This is a genomic window from Bradyrhizobium lablabi (assembly GCF_900141755.1).
Taxonomy (GTDB): Bacteria; Pseudomonadota; Alphaproteobacteria; order Rhizobiales; family Xanthobacteraceae; genus Bradyrhizobium; species Bradyrhizobium lablabi_A.
In genome coordinates this window covers 1-17,616 of sequence record NZ_LT670844.1, presented here as the reverse complement: position 1 = coordinate 17,616, position 17,616 = coordinate 1, and the positions used below count along the sequence as shown (strand labels likewise).

Genomic DNA, 17,616 nt, shown 5'->3' with positions numbered 1-17,616 from the left:
CTTTATTCCATCATAATCGTGCGCGATGTCATGCCGCCTACTCCGGAGGTGCCGCTAGTGCCGCAAAAGTCTTTTTTGCAGCACGGAGTACAAAACCTCTCGATTGGAGCAGTCGTGTTGGGACGCGCTGGAACGCGCGGCAAGGCCCGACGCCGCTGCCGGAGCCCAACCACCTGAACGTGGGAACGAGACAAGGGAGAGCTATTAAATTCGCGTTTAGGCTTTGGATTCGAACCAGGCGACGATTGCCAAGCCTGTCTCGATTGCGAAACGGCCTCATGTCACGGTTCTTGTCGAGTTGCTTCGCGCACAAGGGATTGGGCAAGCGAATGGCAATATGCGATGTCAGTTCAGGGTCAAAAGCGACGGTTTGGCGATGTCCACGCTACTTCCGCTTTACCCCTGCCGGCTCAACCGGTCGACGCAACACAGGCGCTAAATCTCTCTGCTGGGGTTTCAAATTGCAAGGTCTCACGTGGTCGTTCGTTTAGCTGACGAGCCACTTTGTTCAGGTAGGCTTGTGAGTGCACCGACAAGTCGGTGCCCTTCGGAAAGTACTGTCTCAGCAGGCCATTGGTGTTCTCGTTCGACCCGCGCTGCCACGGGCTTTGCGGATCGCAAAAATATACGTCGATTTTGGTCGCCAACGTAAAGCGACGATGATCCGTAAGTTCCTTTCCCCGATCCCAGGTCAGGGACTTATACAGCTCCTTTGGTAGCTTCTTCGCCTGCTTGATGAGCGCGGAGACCACCGTCTGGGTGTCCTTACCTGCCACCTTGGCCAACATCACGTAACGCGTATGACGCTCGACCAAGGTCGCGATGTAGCTGTTGTTCGGCCCGGACAGCAGATCGCCTTCCCAATGGCCAGGCACCGCTCGATCTTCAACCGCCGCCGGTCGCTGGCGGATTGAGACGATATCCTTGATATGCCCCCGTCTATCGCCATCCGGATCGACCGGCTTGGAGCGACGCATCGAGCGCTTCGATCGAAGATGACTAAGCAGCTCTTTCTTGAGCACGCCACGGGTTTGTACAAATAAGCTGCGGTAGATCGTCTCGTGTGACACCTGATTACACTCGTCTTCAGGATGCGTTCTCTTCAGCCAGCCGGCTATCTGCTCGGGTGACCAATCCAATCTGAGCTTCCCCGCGACAGCTCGCCGTAGCCGCGGACTGCTCGCCAATTTACAGCATTTTGGACGACGAGCTCGCGCCCAGGCATTCTCATCTGCAAGTGCCGCTCGGTAGCGGTCATAGCCGCCATTACGGTTCATTTCCCGGCTCACCGTCGAGGGTGAGCGGCCAAGCAACTTGGCGATCGATCGGGCCGATCGATGTGCCGTAACACCTCTGGAAATCACCTCGCGTTCCGCGAGCGTCAATGCCAGCCTGGAGCGACGCCGCTCGGCAGGACGAATCCCACCATGCGGAGCCACCAAAAAATAGATCGACGATGACTGCTTACCAAAAGCGCGTCCGATCGCCTTTAGCGACTCCCCGCGCTTCCAGCGATCCCATAACTCCGTTTTCTCTGCCGCAGTAAACCCTCTATGAAATTTGTGAGCCATCAAACCACACTCCATCTCTCCTTTAAGATAAAGTGTTGCGTCAACCGGTTGAGACCACCCCCCGAAAACCGACATTCATCGCAAGGGGCGGCATGTCTCAAAGGTGCCATCGACCGGCCCAACAATGCGCGGCGGTTCCTGAGCCAACGACCTAACCCAGCTTGATGTTGGCTTCCTTCACCACCTTGCCCCAGCGCTCCATCTGGTCTTTGACGAAGGCGCGGAATTCTTCCGGCGTGTTCGGCCGGCTGTCGATGTTGAGCTGCTCGAAGCGCTCTTTGACCTCAGGCGCGCGGATCGCTTCGTTGATCGCGCCGTTGAGGGTGCGTACGATTGCCGGCGGCGTGCCATACGGCACGAACACGCCGTTCCATTCATAGGCCTCGAAGCCGGGCAGCGTGTCCGACGCCGGCGGAACGTCGGGCAAGCTTTTCAGCCGGCCCTTGCCGGTGTGGGCGATGGCCTTGACCTTACCTCCCTGGATCATGCCGACCACCGACGATCCGTTGGAGAAGAAAAACTTCACCTGTCCGCCCATGACATCGTTAAGCGCTGGGCCGCCGCCGCGATAGGGCACATGGTTCACTTTGGTCCCGGTCATGAAGCGGAACATTTCGAGGGACAGATGCTGCAGCGTGCCGTTGCCCGAGGAAGCCATGTCGATGCCATCCGGAGCGGCTTTGGCATAGGCGATGACGTCAGCCATCGTGTTCACCGGCAACGATGGCGTCACCACCAGAATATTCGGCACCAGCGACACCAAAGCCACCGCGTCGAAATCCTTGTTGTAGTCGAACGAAAGGTTCGAATAGAGCGCGCCGTTGATCGAATATGCGGTGCCGTCATGCAGGATGGTGTAGCCGTCGGGGGCCGCCTTCGCGACCACGGCTTCACCGATGGTGCCGCCGGCCCCGCCGCGATTTTCGATGACGAACTGCCGTCCCAAAATCGTGCCGATCTTGGCGTAGAGAATCCGCGCGGTGGTGTCGGCGCCACCGGCAGGCGGATAAGGCACCATCACCTGCACCGGACGGTTCGGCCAGGCGGCCTGGGCGCTGGCGCTGCGGACGAACGGCGCGCCGGCCATTCCGGCCAATAGCGCGCGGCGTGAAACTTGGCTTCTGGACATCGCTCATCCCCGTGATTCTATTTAAGACGTCTCTTTGATGGCTGACCGTCAGCCACCAAGGCCGCCAGATTGCAGCTGCAAATTGTCGATCTCGGATTAAGCCCTGAGGTCCAGCCCAAAGTATATGGTCCGGGCATTAAGCGCGGGACTCAACTAACCCGCATGTCCGCGATGTGTGTAACCGCCGTCGATCCGCCGTCCTCGGGCTGACGTTCAAGCCGAACACCGATGATCTGCGGGAGTCACCGGCCATCCCCCTGATCACCGCCCTTCAGGATCGCGGCGCGAAGATCAAAGCCTACGATCCGGAGGGCATGGAGCAGGCGCGCGCGGAATCATCGGACGTGACGTATTGCGATGGACCTTACAGCTGCGCCGAGGGAGCCGACGCTTTGATGATTGTGACAGAATGCGAGCAGTTTCGCGCGCTCGATCTAGCTCGCCTGAAGCGTACAATGGCCAACCCCGTAATCATAGATTTGCGTAATATCTATCGACCGGAAGAAGTGACATCTCAGGGTTTTCGGTACGAGAACGTTGGACGGATCTCTCAGAAGGCACCGATCTCTGGGCCGACTGGGAATCCCGCGGGCTGAGACTTCGCATCCGAGGAGGCCGTTCTCAAGTGTGTCTCTCAAACCGCTGTTGGCCTTTCACGGCGGCTATCTAGGAGTTCTCCTCCAAATGCTAGTAAGTTCGGTTGTCTGCGATTCTCTGGTGCGCGGAGATCTTCGATATCGACCTTGTATCGCGTCAGACAAACGGGGCTACTCACCTCGTACGCTACTTAGCATCGGCAGCTTGGAGTCCGGAAACCGTGTCAACATTGCTGCCTTGATAAATTTCAAATGGGAGATCATGGTCGCGAGCTCGCTGAGACGACGCTCACCATTTTTGATCTCTAAGTTAAAGAGGCTTTGGTGGTGGTCGTTGAGCGACTCGCGCTCCAAGTATTCATCCGTAGCAGCGCCCATAGTGACGGCTGCGAGTGCTAAAGCGTCATCGACCCGCCGACTGAGTCCTGCTTTTTCCTTCTCTGCGTCATCCAACACAGTTTGGATTGCGGCCATTATGGATGCAATGCGCACTCGATCCGTTTCCGCATCGCGATCAGCCAAACGGGTCTTAAATTCGCGGTTGTTAGATTGACTTCTGAGAAAATTGTGAACGCGAGCTCGCAAGAACAGCTGGAACATTCGCGCAATCCCGATCTTGGGCAGGTTTGAATACCGGATAATTGAATTATAACCTGCCCAGAGCCGCCCGACCACCCATCTCTAAGAGTGCATCGCACATGGTCCCGGGCGTCCAAGCGCACTAAGAGGTTCGATCCCTGTCGCGCCCACCAGCTTTTTCAACGCATTATGAGGCGGTTTGTCTGCTTCCTCGATGCCCTCGCATTCTCGGGGGAAGCAACAAATGCCTGGCGGCGGGATGTCTCCATAATCTTTTGGCGGGTCGAGCGGCACCCCGGACATCGAGCACCCTGATTCCGGCAGGCCGACATATCCGAGACCCATTACAGCAAGCTTTTGACCGCGCGTCACGACGATCCTTCGCGCACCGATGCGACGGTGAGTCTGATCTCGCGAGTATCGCTCAGGCGAGCTTCACTGCTTGGATAAGTGCGCTGCTTGTCGTCAGATCCTCGTCGGTCAGATGGCGAAAGCGTGGGGCGAGTTGAGCGCGCGTGATGGCCGATGGCTGGACCGTGCGTTCGTCGCAAACGACGCGGCAATTCATCCTCTGCATGAGCGCTACATGCGTGGAATGCGGCTCGCGATTGAGTCTGTGCCGGCGCCTGCCCGCGGCCAAGCGCCAAATCGTGTCAGGGCATGACCAGTGGCCGTTCCACTCGACGGTCATTCCAATCGACTTGAAGTCGATCTCGTGACTCATGATGCCGCCAGGTTCTAACCAGCGGCACATTTCGGAGTACATTCCCTCCAAGTCCGGCGGATACTCCAGCACGGTCTGCGAGAGCACGAGATCGACAGCGCCACTTTCGATCACGCCCGGCCTCCAAGGGGCTATGTAGCAGACAGGGCCACGGCCGCGCGGGCGAGGCGCGGGATTAGTAATGCCGCTTCGAACCAGCTCCAACCGAGCCGGGTGAAGCGCCGCGTCCAAGCGCGCCGACGTGAGCAGGTCCGCAGGGAACGCGTATGATGGCAGCAGCGGCCGCACAAGCGGGAGTTCAGCCTCGTCAGGGATGGGCGCGCGATCTTTAAAGAGCGCAATCAACTCCTCGAAAATCCGCAGGTTTTGCGCGTCGCTGGCGTACTGGATGACATCGAGGGCGATATAGCGTTCTACGCCCGAGAGCAGCGCCGCCAAGCCGATGCCAAGGGAGTCGCCGGGACCAAGCTCGACCATTGTTTTGAACGTCGTGGGAAGACCGCACCGCTGCAGAATTGATAGGTGGCGCAACCAGACAGAATAGCAGTACCTGGCAGATACAGTGCCGCCCGTCCTCCTTCCCGTCAGACCTCGGAGCCCAGGGATGTACGTTGCCATGCCGACGATGAGTGAACGCGCTTTCACTGACATCTGTTTGCTCCGGCAAGTCTCACTCACCATCCTCCTGCTTCCTGGCGCTACCGCAGCACGGTTGCGTTTCCGTACGCGTTCACCGTCGCACGAAGCCGCGATGTGTGTCGCTCCTGACCGCTCGGATCGCGTCCAAATACCAAGTCTGGCTCAACAGCAACCCGTAAAGTACGGCCCCCTCAAGCGTCCAGATTCCCATCGTTGCCAAGTTCAGCACGATAAATCCAATGTGGCACGCGACCAGCACCAATCTTCTATTGTCTCTCACGCGCAAAGCCGTGAGGAAATTCGAACTCAGAATCCACACGAGTCCGGCAAGGCCAAACAGCCCAAACTCGTACAAATATGAGATGAATGTATTGTGCGCATAAGTGGTGAATCGCCCCACCCACGCGTCAGGCCCAAAGCCAACAAGGATGTTGACTATATCCCCGTCCAGAAATGCCTCGATGTACTGGCTCCATAAATAAAGTCGGCCTGAGAACAGTCGCTTGTCCTCGGCCGTGAAATGTTCGGCCGGCTTTATCAGTGACGCGCCTTTGTCGAGCGTAGTCCCGAGATCTGCGAACCGTTCTCTTGCTAGAGTACCGACGCCGACGAACACGAACACAGTGACAACGGCCAGAAACACCACCACAATGCCGCGTTGCTTCGGGACGACTCTCTCGACAAGCTTCGAGACTGCCAAGGTCGATGCCGGCACGGCGGCGGCTAGCACAGCTGTTCGATAATTTGCGAGTGCGAGCCCGGCCGCGACGATCACCAATCGCCCGTACGACTCAAGCAAGCCCAACGACGGCGAAAAGCATGTAATAAACAAGAACGTCAGAAGGATAATCGAAAGAGACTGCTGGTGTTGGTATCCGCCGATGTAAAAAGTCGTTCCGTCGGGGCTCGTTGTTTTCAGTTCCCATGGAACTGAAAGCCATTGCAGTACGACCGGCCCGGCCAATATGACGGCCAACGAGCGAAAAATCGGCTCTGATCCGCGCCGCCGCATTGCATGATGAGCTGCGAGTGCGAATACAATCAAATAGAGCCACTTGAAAGTAGCATTGACTCCTTCAATCCATCTTTGATTCGTGATGGCGCTTACCAGGACAACGAGTATTGTGATGTAAATCGGGATCAGCCTTCGAAGCAACAGATTACGACCACCAACCACGAGACAGCCGACCGCAACGACAACGATCGATGTCAGCGCGATAACCGAGAGGCCAAGTACGACGGGTGGATACGTGTACTGGTGAAACGTCGCGATGCCATAGCGAAACCACGTTGCCAGAAGCAGGAATGTCGCGCACGACTCTCGTAAGTACCAGACGCGAACGAGCACGAACAACAAGACGACGCCCCAAACTGGCAGGGTAACGTAAATCGGAAAGGACGGGACTTGCTCTTCCATCATGAGGCCGCCCAGTCTTGACAGTCTCGCGGACGGATCCGGAGCTCTCGGCCAGGCAAAGCGAGGATCCTGTCAATCCTGAGGGCCGCTTCGCCGCTTAGTGGTCGCAACAGCAGTATTGGCCCTTTAGGACGCAAGTCGTCGCAGTTCGTCCGGGTCCGCCTTATTTAGCACGGCCCCCAACAGCTTCTCGCATACCGTTGGCGCCGCATTCAGAGCATCGATGACTGCCTGCTGTGACGTGCGGCCAAATTCAATGACCAGAATGAAAGCATCGATGAGATGAGATATCGCCTTCACGTCTGCGACCGGCGTGATCGGCGGAAGGTCCAGAATCACGTAATCGTAGCTATCCTGGACAGACTCCAGCAGTGCTTTCAGTCCCATGGGAGTAAGTTGCGTCCGTTGGAATAGAGCCGCCGGCGACAATTGCTCCTTGGTGTTTTGATCGCGCCCTCCGGCTAGCTTCACCGCAGGCAAGAAGTGCAAATTGGTGATCGGATCGCACCATATGAAATCATTCACTGCCGCCCGACCTGCGACGACTTCTAACAATCCCCCCTTCGCCTTTGGAGCGAATTGCCCGGTCAGGCCGCCATTGCGCAATTCGCAGTCGATCAGAAGGACCTTGCAGCCTGAGAGCGCGATCATTTCGCTCAGATTGGCGGCTAATAGGCTCTTGCCTTCGTGAGGACGAGCGGACGTTATGCCGATGACCTTGTCGGACCGATGCAGATCGGCCGTATCAGCCGCGACTTTCAAGTCTCGGATCGTCTCGGCAAAACGTGAGAGGGGTTCACCGACAACGAACCGGTGCCGCTCCGAAATAATGCGCTCACCACTCGCAACATCTCGATGCCATTTCGGCAGCCGCCAGCGCGCCGGTGCTATTGCCGGCAGAATGCCGAGGCATTCAACGCCGACTTCTCTCTCGACCTGTTTCGAGGAGCGGAAAGTTCGATCGAGATACTCCCGCGCAAATGCCGCGCCGAAGCCACCAACAAGGCCGAGAATAGACGCAACCCCCAACGCGATAAGGGCCTTCGGCTCGCTCTTTTCAAGCGGTGGTGATGCCGGGGACACGACACGTGCCTCGGTTGCCGGAAACGATTGTTGCTGAGTGAACTCCGTCACACGCTGCAGCAGCGCCTCATGAAGTGCGCGATTTGTTTGCGCAGAGCTTTCCAGGTCCTTGAGGATGATGCGACGCTCGCTGGAAGCGTCTACGAGCTGCTGCTCGTTCGGGCGAGGTCCACTCGTATCAACATTGTTCTTGGCTTTGTACTCTGCAACGGCCCGTTCCGTTTTCTCGGCCTGGGCCTTCAATTCATTGATGCGATCCTGAAGCCAGATGTTTGCGCGACGTGCTGCCTGGTATTTTGATTCGAGCTCACCGACTAGATAGGCCTCGGCCGCAGCATTGCTGATCCGGGCAGCCCTGTTCGGGTCCAGGGATCGGTAATCGATGCTGACGACGTAGGTCAAACCTGTGCGTTTGATTGTAAGATTCTTCTGGAACAGACGGACGACGCGGCCGAACTGATCGGATTCCGTGGAAGTTCGGCTAGTGCCGAGAACGGCTTCGACGATCCCTTCTATGAATCCTTGTATGGCGGCCGCGAAACCCGCTGAAGGAGCGAATTCCGGGTCAGACTGTAGGCTCAGGGTTCTGACGACCGATCTTGCAAGGTTCTCGGACTTGAGGACCTCCACTTCGCTATCGACGAAGGCCGAGTCGGCAGCCGCATTCGGATATCCTTGCTGTTGAAAGGGCTCATTCTTCCGGACGTCGAAGAGCAACATCGACGATGCGGTATACCGCCCTGGAGTCATGGCCAGGTACACTGCAGCACCGGAAACGGCCAGCGCCAATATGCTTGCAACCAAAACCCTTCTGCGCCGCAAGACGCGAAACGCCTCACCCAGGTCAATCAGCGGCTCCTCTGCGCCCGCCACTTGAGGATCTCCGGCTCTGGTCGTTTTTTGCCAAGCGACTTTGTGCATCTCTACCCTTCCAAAGGGAGCACGCGACCCTCGGAATGCCTGCAGCCTATGACGGAAGCTTGCTCAGAGCTTGGCGCGCACCCTCCGCGAACGCAGCCGTTCCGAGGCCAAAAGTTTGGAGCAAAGCGGCCCAGAGTGCCACCTTACTGCGGCGGCAAGACGACGCCTTGCTCAGCTCGCAAAGCAACCTCGACCACGTCACCCGGCTGAAGCTCGAAATCTTCCTCTGCGACAAGGCGTTCCCGGCCGTTCTCTCCCTTTCTAATGATGGCAATTTGCGGTTTGCCGCCGCTTCCACGTACGAGCTGTGACCTCACCAGCGCTGTGTATTGAAGCTTCTCTCCGACGCCCTGCAGCCTTGCGCTGATTTGACTGAGCCTCACGCCGGCATCTTGAAGTTCTCGAAGCAGATCCATCCGACGCTGGTCATCGAGCCGTTCCAGCTGTCTTGAAACTTCCTCCCGCTGTTTCTTTTGAGACATCCATTGCGCAGTGGTCTGCAATTTCAGAGTTGAGGACCACAGCACCGCTCGACGGGCGTCCGTTATGCGCGTGATGGGCACAGCACCCTTGCCGAACAAATCGGTTACCCTTTGGAAATCTTGCATGTCGGCTTGTACCCCCTCTTCCTCCTTCTGCAGCGATTCCGATAGGACCCCGATGTGCTCTTCAGCCTGCTTGATGACGCGTCGAAGAAACTCCTTCTCGCGCAGATAGTCCTCTTGGCGTCCCTTCAGTTGTTCGGCCTCCAAGCGTGTGATCTGCGAGATTGTGGACGCAGGTAGCGGTACGCCCTGTAAGACCTTTCGATCGAGATTGTCCCCTTCCCCCAGCTCGGTTCTTATCCGCCAAATGTGCACCTGTTCCTTGGCGAAGTCCGTCCAGAGCGACTCATATTCGCTTCGAAAGTCGGCCGATTCGAGAAACGGGTTATTCATTCTGAAGCGCATGATCTCGTATCCGCCGCACAGCGCCACGGCTTGACGCACGGTCATCAGCGGACGATAGGCTTGAACGCCCGGCCTGGACACGTCGCCGTTGACATATATCGGTCGATATTCCACGAGGTTTGCGGTGACCTGATCGGCGTCTAGTACGACGACGTGGTCGCGCCCGTCCGGTGTGCTCTGTCGAAAGACCTTTGTTGGAAGGATGCTTTGAATTTTGGTCCGGACCTCCGAGGGCGAAAGACCGGCTACGACAAGAGTACCCAGCAACGGGTACGAGATACTGCCATCCAATTGCACCTCGACACGCTGTCGCCAATCCGGCATTCCTGCGACAGCTATTTCAAGTATATCTCCGGCGTCGATACGGTATTCGGCCTTGGCTGGAATGCTCCAACTGAGGAGCGCACAAAACAACAAAACACTCCTCGTACCACCCTTGGTAAGAAGAGCCGATCGAAGCAATGTCATGGCAGCGACCCCCACTGGAGCACCGGGTGTCCGGGTGTCAAGGACAGTATCGTACGTTGAGTGATGCTCTGCAACCGACTCCAGCAGCAATCACGTCCCCAAAGCCGGCGAGCCGACATTGGAACTTTCGGAGAGACCTTGCTCGGGCGTACTGCGCTTCGCGATAGCCCGTAACCACACGCAACGACATTTGGCAGGCAGGCTGTCCCACCGTGCTTGCGCAATTTCCCGACGACAAACGAAGAATGCGCTAAGCATGCAACAAAACGGAACCAGCGAGCGCAATTTGAGAGCGGCGAAGAATAACCCGTTATGATTTCCATAACGGCGCGTAATGGAACCCATCGTTTCCAATACTGCGCCGCCAGTTCCCGTAACGGTTCCATCGCATTGCTGTTGTTGGGTTGACTGGACATACCGCATCGAAGCACCGCCACAATCGCGAACCGAATCTCGCCAAAAAGTGGATCGGTCAAAAAAAACCATCAGACAATGGCAGGTCTTTCGAAGGTTTTATGACGATGCGATTGAAGTTTTGTTGAAGTTTTGTTAAAGTTTTGTGGCGGCACGATTAAAGTTTTGTGACGACGTGATTTTTGTGACGACGCGATTGCCTCCCGATCGATTTTCCATCCGACAATTGTTGACCATCAGCGAGGTGACGCTCGTTCGTACATTGCGAATTGCTCCGTTGATTTTGCCATACGATGAGCTTGCATCGCGACTGCCGGTGGCGGTCGTAAACCGGAAAAACTGGGGTGGGGCACCGTAGGCGCGCGTAACGCGCGAGTGCCTGATGACTAGCGTGCGTCGTTCACACTGGATGCGGGCCATGAAGGCTCCGCCCGCGAGCTCCCAGGCTCGATACCAGCCGGCTTCAGGGGCCGATGCGGCGAGCCACTTGCCGCTGAGCTACGACGATTTCGGCGTTCTCGCGGCGCTTTCCGACGTGTGCGCAATCGTTGTCGCGAGCATGGCAGCGGGAAGCGCTTACCATTTGCTTGCCTACGGTCGAGTTGGAAGCGTTGCGGAATTTTTCGGCGTAGGCGCGATTTTGGCCGCTTTGACTGCCGCGTTGATGAAGCTCAAAAACCTCTATACTCCCGACAGTTTGCTGTCGGTTCGCTCACAGGTTTCGCCGATCATATTGGTCTGGAGCAGCGTTGTTCTGTTCCTGCTCGGCGTCAGCTTCACACTGAAGATCAGTGAGGGGTTGTCACGCGGCTCGATGCTGTCGCTTGCGATAACTGCGCCATTGCTCATCCTGGGCCAGCGGCTCCTGGTCAAGCGCACGATGCTAGCCATCCTTCAAAAAGGCTGGCTCAAGCGGTCCAAGATCGTCCTGATCACCCGAGAGCCGAAAGACACAACTGCGAGTGACGAGACGCTGCGCGCGTATGATGTTGTAGGGACCTACGTGCTCCCGTCCGATTCGGAAGGCATCCGACACTTGCTTGCGAACCTCGTGGGTGCTGCCCGCGGAGCGAACATCGTCAGCGAAGTTCATCTTGCGATGGATTGGAATCGCTTGTCCGACATGAAACAGGTGCTCGCCGAGCTGCGCGTCCTTCCGGTTCCGGTGCGCCTGATCGCCGATGCGACAGCGCGCGAGATCCTGCAGCATCCGCAGCGAAGTCTGGGCGGAGTGGTAAGCTTTGAGCTTCAGCGGCCGCCTTTGACGGCAGGCGAGCGGGCGGCAAAGCGGGCGTTCGACATAGCCGCGGCGACGGCCGGTCTCCTGGCGATCGCGCCGTTGCTGCTGGCGATCTCATTCGCCGTGTGGATCGAGTCGCCGGGCCCGGTTCTCTTCAGGCAAACGCGCGGCGGTTTCAATGGACGGGCTTTCCACATCGTGAAGTTCCGCACGATGCGTGTGATGGAAGATGGCCCGACGATCGTCCAGGCCACTTCAAATGATCACCGCCTGACAAGCATTGGCCGTTGGCTGCGCCGGTCCAGTGTGGACGAGTTGCCGCAACTCATCAATGTCCTGCGTGGTGACATGTCGCTCGTCGGACCCAGGCCGCATGCACTTGCACACGACGTCCAGTATAGCCGGCTGATCTCGAATTATCCGTATCGCCATCATGTCAGACCCGGGATTACCGGATGGGCTCAAGTCAATGGATTTCGTGGCGAGACGCCGACGGTCGACAAAATGAGGCAGCGGGTCGAACTAGACCTCTGGTACGCGACCAACTGGAGCTTCTGGCTCGACCTTCGGATTCTCTTCTGGACGGTGCTGGAGATCTGCCGAACGCGGAACGCCTTCTGACGAAAAAAAATGGAGGGCGGTGAACCGAGCTGACCGAGTCAACCGCCTCAAGGAGGGCGGTGGACGAGCCTGCTGTGGTCAAGACTGCGATCAAGGTTCGCGCCGTCCGAGGCGTCGAAGAGGATCGGAGGTCGCCATGAAAATATGCGTTTTGGGCCTGCGAGGCCTGCCCCACGTCATGGGCGGGGTGGAAACCCACTGCGAGCAATTGTTCCCCCTCATGAAAGGACTACATCCAGATGACTCGTTCACTATCATCGGACGTAAGGGGTATTTGCCCGAGGAAGTCTCCGAGTATCACGGGCTGCGGATCGTCTCGTTGCCGCATGCCCGCGGCAAGCACCTTGAAACCATTACCAACACAATCTTCGGCGTACTATATGCGCGATTCGTCTTACATGCAGAATTGATTCATCTTCATGGCATCGGCCCTGCCCTGATGGCACCGGTTGCAAGAGCCCTCGGCATGAGGCTTGTCGTCACGTATCACTCGAAGAATTACGAACATCATAAATGGAACCGCGTCGCGAGGTTCATCCTGCGAATTGGAGAGCTGTGCGCTGTCACGTTCGGAGAGAGAGTGATAGCCGTATCTCAATGCCTCGCGACCGACTTGAAGCAGCGCTTTCCGAAGGCGGCGGCCAAGATATACTTCATTCCGAACGGCGCGACCCACATCAACACGGCGAAATCTGCGGCGTTCCGCAGCAATGACGTCCTTGCCAGGTATGGTCTCGAAGAGAACAAGTACATCATCTCGATAGGTCGGCTCGTTCCGGAAAAAGGGTTTCACGACTTGTGCCGAGCCTTCAGGACGGCCGATCTCGATTGCAAGCTCCTGATTGTTGGCGATGCGGATCACAGGGACGAGTATTCGAAGCGGCTCCTTCAACAAGCAAGTGACAGGATCGTGTTTACCGGGTTCATATCCCACGACAGGCTGCAAATTCTCCTCCAACGCGCGTCGTTATTTGTGCTTCCTTCCTACAACGAAGGACTTTCGATCGCTGCACTAGAGGCCGTTGGCGCCGGGACCCCGATTTTGCTCAGCGACATAGAACCCAACCGCGACTTGGGTTTTCGCATGGAAAACTATTTCAGGGTGGGCGACGCAGATGATCTGCGGCGCAAGATTTCGCAAGATCATGAGCTCTATGGTGTAGATCGCGACAAAGCCCTTCAGCAATACAATTGGGATGTAGTGGCTGCGGAAACCGCAAGAGTCTACTCAACACTTCAGGCGCATGGGCGCGAGGGCAAGCCGGGCTCTTTGAGCCTCAAACACAGGGCGTTCAATTCCGGCTTCGGAACCCTAGCTGCCATCGGCGCCGATCGCTGGCTTCGCTTCCTCGCCCGGGGCCGGGGCGTGATCCTGATGTTTCATCATGTCCGGCCCTGGCGGCCGCGCGAATTCGCGCCCAACCGAGGTCTCGAAATCACGCCTGAGTTTCTGGACGTGGTCCTGACCGAGCTGCGGCAGGAGGGCTTCGACATCATTCCCCTCGATGCCGTTCTCGACCGGGCACGACCAGGTGCTGCCGCCGGGCGGCCGTTTGCGGCATTGACCTTTGACGATGGCTATCGTGACAACGTCGAGCATGCTTGGCCGGTGTTGAGGCGGCACAATGCACCGTGGACGCTGTTCGTCACCACGGACTTCGCCGATGGCCGTGGCCGCCTTTGGTGGCTGGAACTCGAGCAGGCGATCGCTCGGCTCGACCGTGTCGTGCTCCGAGGTAACGGCGAGTTGCGGGATCTGCCAAGCCGCACGATGGTCGAGAAAGGAGCCGCCTTCGAGGCCATCTACCGGCACCTGCGCGCCGGGCCAGAGGAGCGGTTGCGGGCCATCACGGCGGATCTCGCCGCGCAAGCGGGCGTGGACACGCGCCGGCTGACCGCGAACCTCTGCCTCGGTTGGGACGAGCTTCAAACTCTGGTGCGCGAGCCAGACGTTTTGATTGGTGCGCATACCCTTTCCCACCCAATCTTGGCGAAGTGCGACGGAACCACCGCCATGCGCGAGATCGCCGAGAGCAAGGAGCTGCTTGAGCGGCGTCTCGGACGACCGGTCCGCCATCTGGCCTATCCGTTCGGCGATGCAAGCGCAGTCGGCCCACGCGAGTTCCGCCTTGCCCGTCAAGCCGGGTATGTGACCGCCATAACTTCGCGGCCGGCGCACGTCTTTCCCGACCACGCCGCCCACCCGCACGCATTGCCGCGCACCTCCGTCAACGGATTGTTCCAGAACACGAGGGCGTTGCGCGCGCAATTCTCAGGCGTTCCATTCTTGATCTGGAACCGCCGCCGTATCCTGAAAATCGAATGTTAAGCAGAGGAGTTTGATGGTAGGTCGATACTGTGAGTCGCGTTGCTGACACAAAGCGCCGGTAGAATTTGACCTACGCTAAGTCCGAGCATACCGATGCTGTTCATTGTGCTGTCCGGCATTGTTGGTGCTGGCGCGATCTTCTTTGCGCTCTGGCCTTACGGCGCCTGCAGTACATTTTTGGCCGCGCCGTTTCGCGGGCCTCGCGGCCCTGTGATTGGGCCGGCGGTCGGCGGACTGGCGGCGACACGCCACGACAACCTCCCGTGACGAGATGTCTGAACGGGTGAGGCTCGAATGAAGGTCAATTCACCGCCCGAGTGACAAGAGGGGAGCTTTGCATCTGTGGCACCCCAAGGCAGCGCGCTGCCGCTATCGGGTTCGCGCGATTACCAGCGGACGGTTCGACCCACGCCGTTCGATCACCGTGACGTTCGGGAAGCCATTGTTGCGCACCAGCTCGACGTTGAACGAAAGTGATGCCTTCCTGTAGGTCTCGGGATCACTGCGTTCGATTGAGCGCTCATCATTGCATTGCAGAACCAGGACATCGGTGAGCTGTGCCAAGTCGGAAACGGTCTTGCTCATTGCCGCGCTGTTCAAATAGTACAGCGTGCAGAATGCGGTAACCAGATCGAATCGACCGAGGTTCATCGAGCCGATGTCGGCGTGCGAGCCGTGAATGTACGAGAAACGGTACTCGGTGTTGTCCGCCCACTCGAAAACGCGCTTCACGAACAAGCCCTGCTCGATGGCGCCAGTATCGATCTCCACCCCAATAACCTCATTCGCGCCTGCGCGAAGCATCTGCAAGGCGTTAAAGCCGTTGTTCGCCCCAAGATCGAGGATTCGTCCGCCTCGTGGAACCGGCAGGTGGTCGGCCAGGATATGGCGCCAACGGAGAATTCCGAAATCCGGATTCCAAATTGTCCCCCACCAGATTCCGGCACCCGCATAGAACGGCGAGTAAATAGCAGTGTCGGCAGGCAGCCGGAACTTTCGCAGCACCTTCGCTGTTAGTAGGTCCGTACCAAAAAGCTGGTTGAGCTGGTCGGCGTCGCGATCGCGGAGATAGATCGCAGTCGTGCGGGAGAACTGACGCAACGGCAGCGCCCGCTCCCAGTCGACGAAGTATGGCGTTTTGGTCACTTCGACGATGACGTTGCCATACTTTACGTCCTCCACCGTGTAGCCAGCACGATGGATGGCGAGCAGGGTTTGGCCGATGCGCGCGATGGTCTCGGGTTCCAAGACCTTATCAACCAGCCCCCTTCCGGCTTCTCGTCGCTCTCGCTGAATCCTGCGGTCGCCAAGGGCAGCGCGGTCTGGCCGCACGTCCCTATCCCGCATTGGGGCTCCCGCTTGGGCCAGTGCCTCGCGTACGACAGCCCCATTGATGTAAGAAAAAGTGATCGAGGGCCGGTCGAAATCTACGCCCAAGATCGCCGGGACGTGGCAGCCAGCTGCCGCGAGGTCGAGAGCCGCCTCCAGTTCGTTCACGAAGGCGATTCTGTTTCCGCGGAAGTCTTTGCGCACTCCGATCCAGCCGTCCCGGTCCACGACCACAAGCTCGAACCGGCTCCGCGGCAGAAACGCGTCCGCCGCCACCACGCGAGGCGCCGGCCAGAGCTCTTCGAATCGTGCGAGGAGGAGACCATCCTGGTCGATGCTGGCGAGAGTGATCTCCTCGTTGGGGCGCCTTATCGCGCGGCAGGTCTCGTCCAATTCCGGGCATAGTTGCGCCAACGCGACTCGGTTGCCGCCCCGCGCAAGACATCCTTGCCCGATGCGGGCGCGCAGTTGCGCCATCCGCTGGTCGAAATCCCGCTGTCGGCGACGACGGACCTGCCATCGCCACATCAGGTGCATCGGTCCGGCTGCGCGATGCATCCACGGGGCAATGCCCACCACGTAGGCCAGCCAGATCAGGTCTCTCGTGTCATGGGCAAGGAGCTGCCGGATCCGTTCAATTACCGATGTCATCATCGCTTCCCAAACGAAGCAAACGATCGAGCGTTCCACCGCCTACGCTGTCAGAATCGAAATGCAGGATCATCAACGGTATTCTGCGCGAGCGCTTCAAGTCACCAAGTCTACCGCTGGTGTGCCTTATGGCGCGAGGGCGAATTGTTCCAGAGATTGGCCATGCGCGGCTCATGCCGATCGGGAACGTGTCAGACGACTGGTAAGTGTGACCGCAGCGTTGCGAGGCCAGCAGAGCGTCTAATCCTGTGAAACTGGAAAGCCTTGCTGCTATGACGCGAGCGGCGGCGGCCGCGATGACGGCGGACACGAGCCCGAACAACAGATCGTCAGCCTTGAGGAACTGCTGCCTGGCATGGTGCACCAGCTCAACGCCTACAAAGGCGCCGAGTCGGATGTCTGCGGCGGTGAAGGTCGCGTATCCTGCAAAACGACGCCGTTTCAGTCGGCCGTCGATTCAGTCCACTTCTATCCCTTCGTAACGGTCGTTGAGAGAGCTCGGTCGCCGGTAATAGAGTTGGCCGCGCCGAAGCACGGTACCGAATGGCAACCATTCCTGGATCCGGTACTGCCTGCCCGATTGCACAGCGCGCGTCGAAATGCGCACTGAGGCCCTTGCGAAAGGACCTAGGCTGAGACAGTCGTGCGCAGGATTGCGGCGCGGCGCTCCACGGGGAGCTCAGTGATGTAAGCGAGTCTCCTGCGGCTCCAGGTCGTTCTTGGGCGTCCGCAAAAAGCAGTCGGTTCAATCTCAAGGAATTTGCGACCGAGCACTCCACCCCCGTCGCTGCTATGGAGCTTCGCTCTCGCGAGCTCGCCAAATCCGCTTGACACCGGGAGGCGCGCAAAGGCTCGTATCGTGCTCACGCGTAGTGTAGCGAACGGATCTTCCCTCAGCGCCGTGAGAAGTAGCCGCGCTCCGGTCAAGAAGCGTCCGTCGCTAAGGTGAGCCAGA

Annotated in this window: 12 protein-coding genes and 2 pseudogenes; 5 read left to right on the top strand and 9 right to left on the bottom strand. The window is 58.3% G+C overall.

Annotated elements, in window-relative coordinates; translation table 11 throughout:
- Window positions 1–410: 410 nt before the first annotated feature.
- Window positions 411–1,571, bottom strand: a complete 1,161-nt coding sequence (locus tag B5526_RS00055) for an IS30 family transposase (RefSeq protein WP_079544573.1) — start codon at window positions 1,569–1,571, stop codon at window positions 411–413.
- A gap of 151 nt (window positions 1,572–1,722) precedes the next feature.
- A complete protein-coding gene (locus tag B5526_RS00050) occupies window positions 1,723–2,700 on the bottom strand; it encodes a Bug family tripartite tricarboxylate transporter substrate binding protein (protein ID WP_079535932.1) in 978 nt (325 codons plus the stop codon).
- 194 nt (window positions 2,701–2,894) lie between these two features.
- Between B5526_RS00050 and B5526_RS00045 the strand changes: the two are divergent.
- A pseudogene (locus B5526_RS00045) lies at window positions 2,895–3,296 on the top strand (UDP binding domain-containing protein); the annotation flags it as partial.
- Between the two features lie 171 nt (window positions 3,297–3,467).
- Here B5526_RS00045 and B5526_RS00040 read toward each other — a convergent pair.
- The 5 genes from B5526_RS00040 to B5526_RS00020 all read right to left on the bottom strand — a co-directional run bounded on the left by B5526_RS00040 (window position 3,468) and on the right by B5526_RS00020 (window position 10,077).
- Window positions 3,468–3,896 carry a hypothetical protein gene (locus tag B5526_RS00040; protein ID WP_079535928.1) on the bottom strand — a complete coding sequence of 143 codons (429 nt, stop codon included), beginning with the start codon at window positions 3,894–3,896 and terminating at the stop codon, window positions 3,468–3,470.
- Between the two features lie 403 nt (window positions 3,897–4,299).
- Window positions 4,300–5,076, bottom strand: coding sequence for a class I SAM-dependent methyltransferase (locus B5526_RS00035; RefSeq protein ID WP_079535927.1), 777 nt, complete (start codon window positions 5,074–5,076; stop codon window positions 4,300–4,302).
- A 253-nt stretch (window positions 5,077–5,329) separates the two neighbouring features.
- Entirely contained in the window at window positions 5,330–6,655 is a 1,326-nt protein-coding gene (locus B5526_RS00030; RefSeq protein ID WP_172841931.1) for an O-antigen ligase family protein, read from the bottom strand.
- A 126-nt stretch (window positions 6,656–6,781) separates the two neighbouring features.
- The gene (locus B5526_RS00025; RefSeq protein ID WP_079535924.1) at window positions 6,782–8,659 is read right to left on the bottom strand and encodes an AAA family ATPase; all 1,878 of its coding nucleotides are present in this window, start codon (window positions 8,657–8,659) and stop codon (window positions 6,782–6,784) included.
- Between the two features lie 143 nt (window positions 8,660–8,802).
- Window positions 8,803–10,077, bottom strand: coding sequence for a polysaccharide biosynthesis/export family protein (locus tag B5526_RS00020; protein ID WP_079544572.1), 1,275 nt, complete (start codon window positions 10,075–10,077; stop codon window positions 8,803–8,805).
- A gap of 832 nt (window positions 10,078–10,909) precedes the next feature.
- Here B5526_RS00020 and B5526_RS00015 point away from each other — a divergent pair.
- The 4 genes and pseudogenes from B5526_RS00015 to B5526_RS37215 all read left to right on the top strand — a co-directional run bounded on the left by B5526_RS00015 (window position 10,910) and on the right by B5526_RS37215 (window position 14,948).
- On the top strand, window positions 10,910–12,352 hold the full coding sequence (locus B5526_RS00015; RefSeq protein WP_172841930.1) for an undecaprenyl-phosphate glucose phosphotransferase: 1,443 nt from the start codon (window positions 10,910–10,912) through the stop codon (window positions 12,350–12,352).
- Between the two features lie 136 nt (window positions 12,353–12,488).
- Window positions 12,489–13,478: pseudogene (locus tag B5526_RS38720) on the top strand (glycosyltransferase family 4 protein); the annotation flags it as partial.
- Window positions 13,479–13,622: 144 nt separating this feature from the next.
- Window positions 13,623–14,681, top strand: coding sequence for a polysaccharide deacetylase family protein (locus tag B5526_RS38715; protein WP_244562428.1), 1,059 nt, complete (start codon window positions 13,623–13,625; stop codon window positions 14,679–14,681).
- 93 nt (window positions 14,682–14,774) lie between these two features.
- The gene (locus B5526_RS37215) at window positions 14,775–14,948 is read left to right on the top strand and encodes a hypothetical protein (protein ID WP_154071035.1); all 174 of its coding nucleotides are present in this window, start codon (window positions 14,775–14,777) and stop codon (window positions 14,946–14,948) included.
- Window positions 14,949–15,050: 102 nt separating this feature from the next.
- Here the strand turns inward: B5526_RS37215 and B5526_RS00005 are convergent, their stop codons facing one another.
- Together B5526_RS00005 and B5526_RS37210 are read right to left on the bottom strand one after the other, a co-directional pair.
- Window positions 15,051–16,661: a class I SAM-dependent methyltransferase gene (locus B5526_RS00005; protein ID WP_172841929.1), complete on the bottom strand. Its 1,611-nt coding sequence runs from the start codon at window positions 16,659–16,661 to the stop codon at window positions 15,051–15,053.
- Window positions 16,645–17,025, bottom strand: coding sequence for a hypothetical protein (locus B5526_RS37210; RefSeq protein ID WP_154071033.1), 381 nt, complete (start codon window positions 17,023–17,025; stop codon window positions 16,645–16,647). The genes B5526_RS00005 and B5526_RS37210 overlap by 17 nt, the downstream gene beginning before the upstream one ends.
- Window positions 17,026–17,616: the final 591 nt, after the last annotated feature.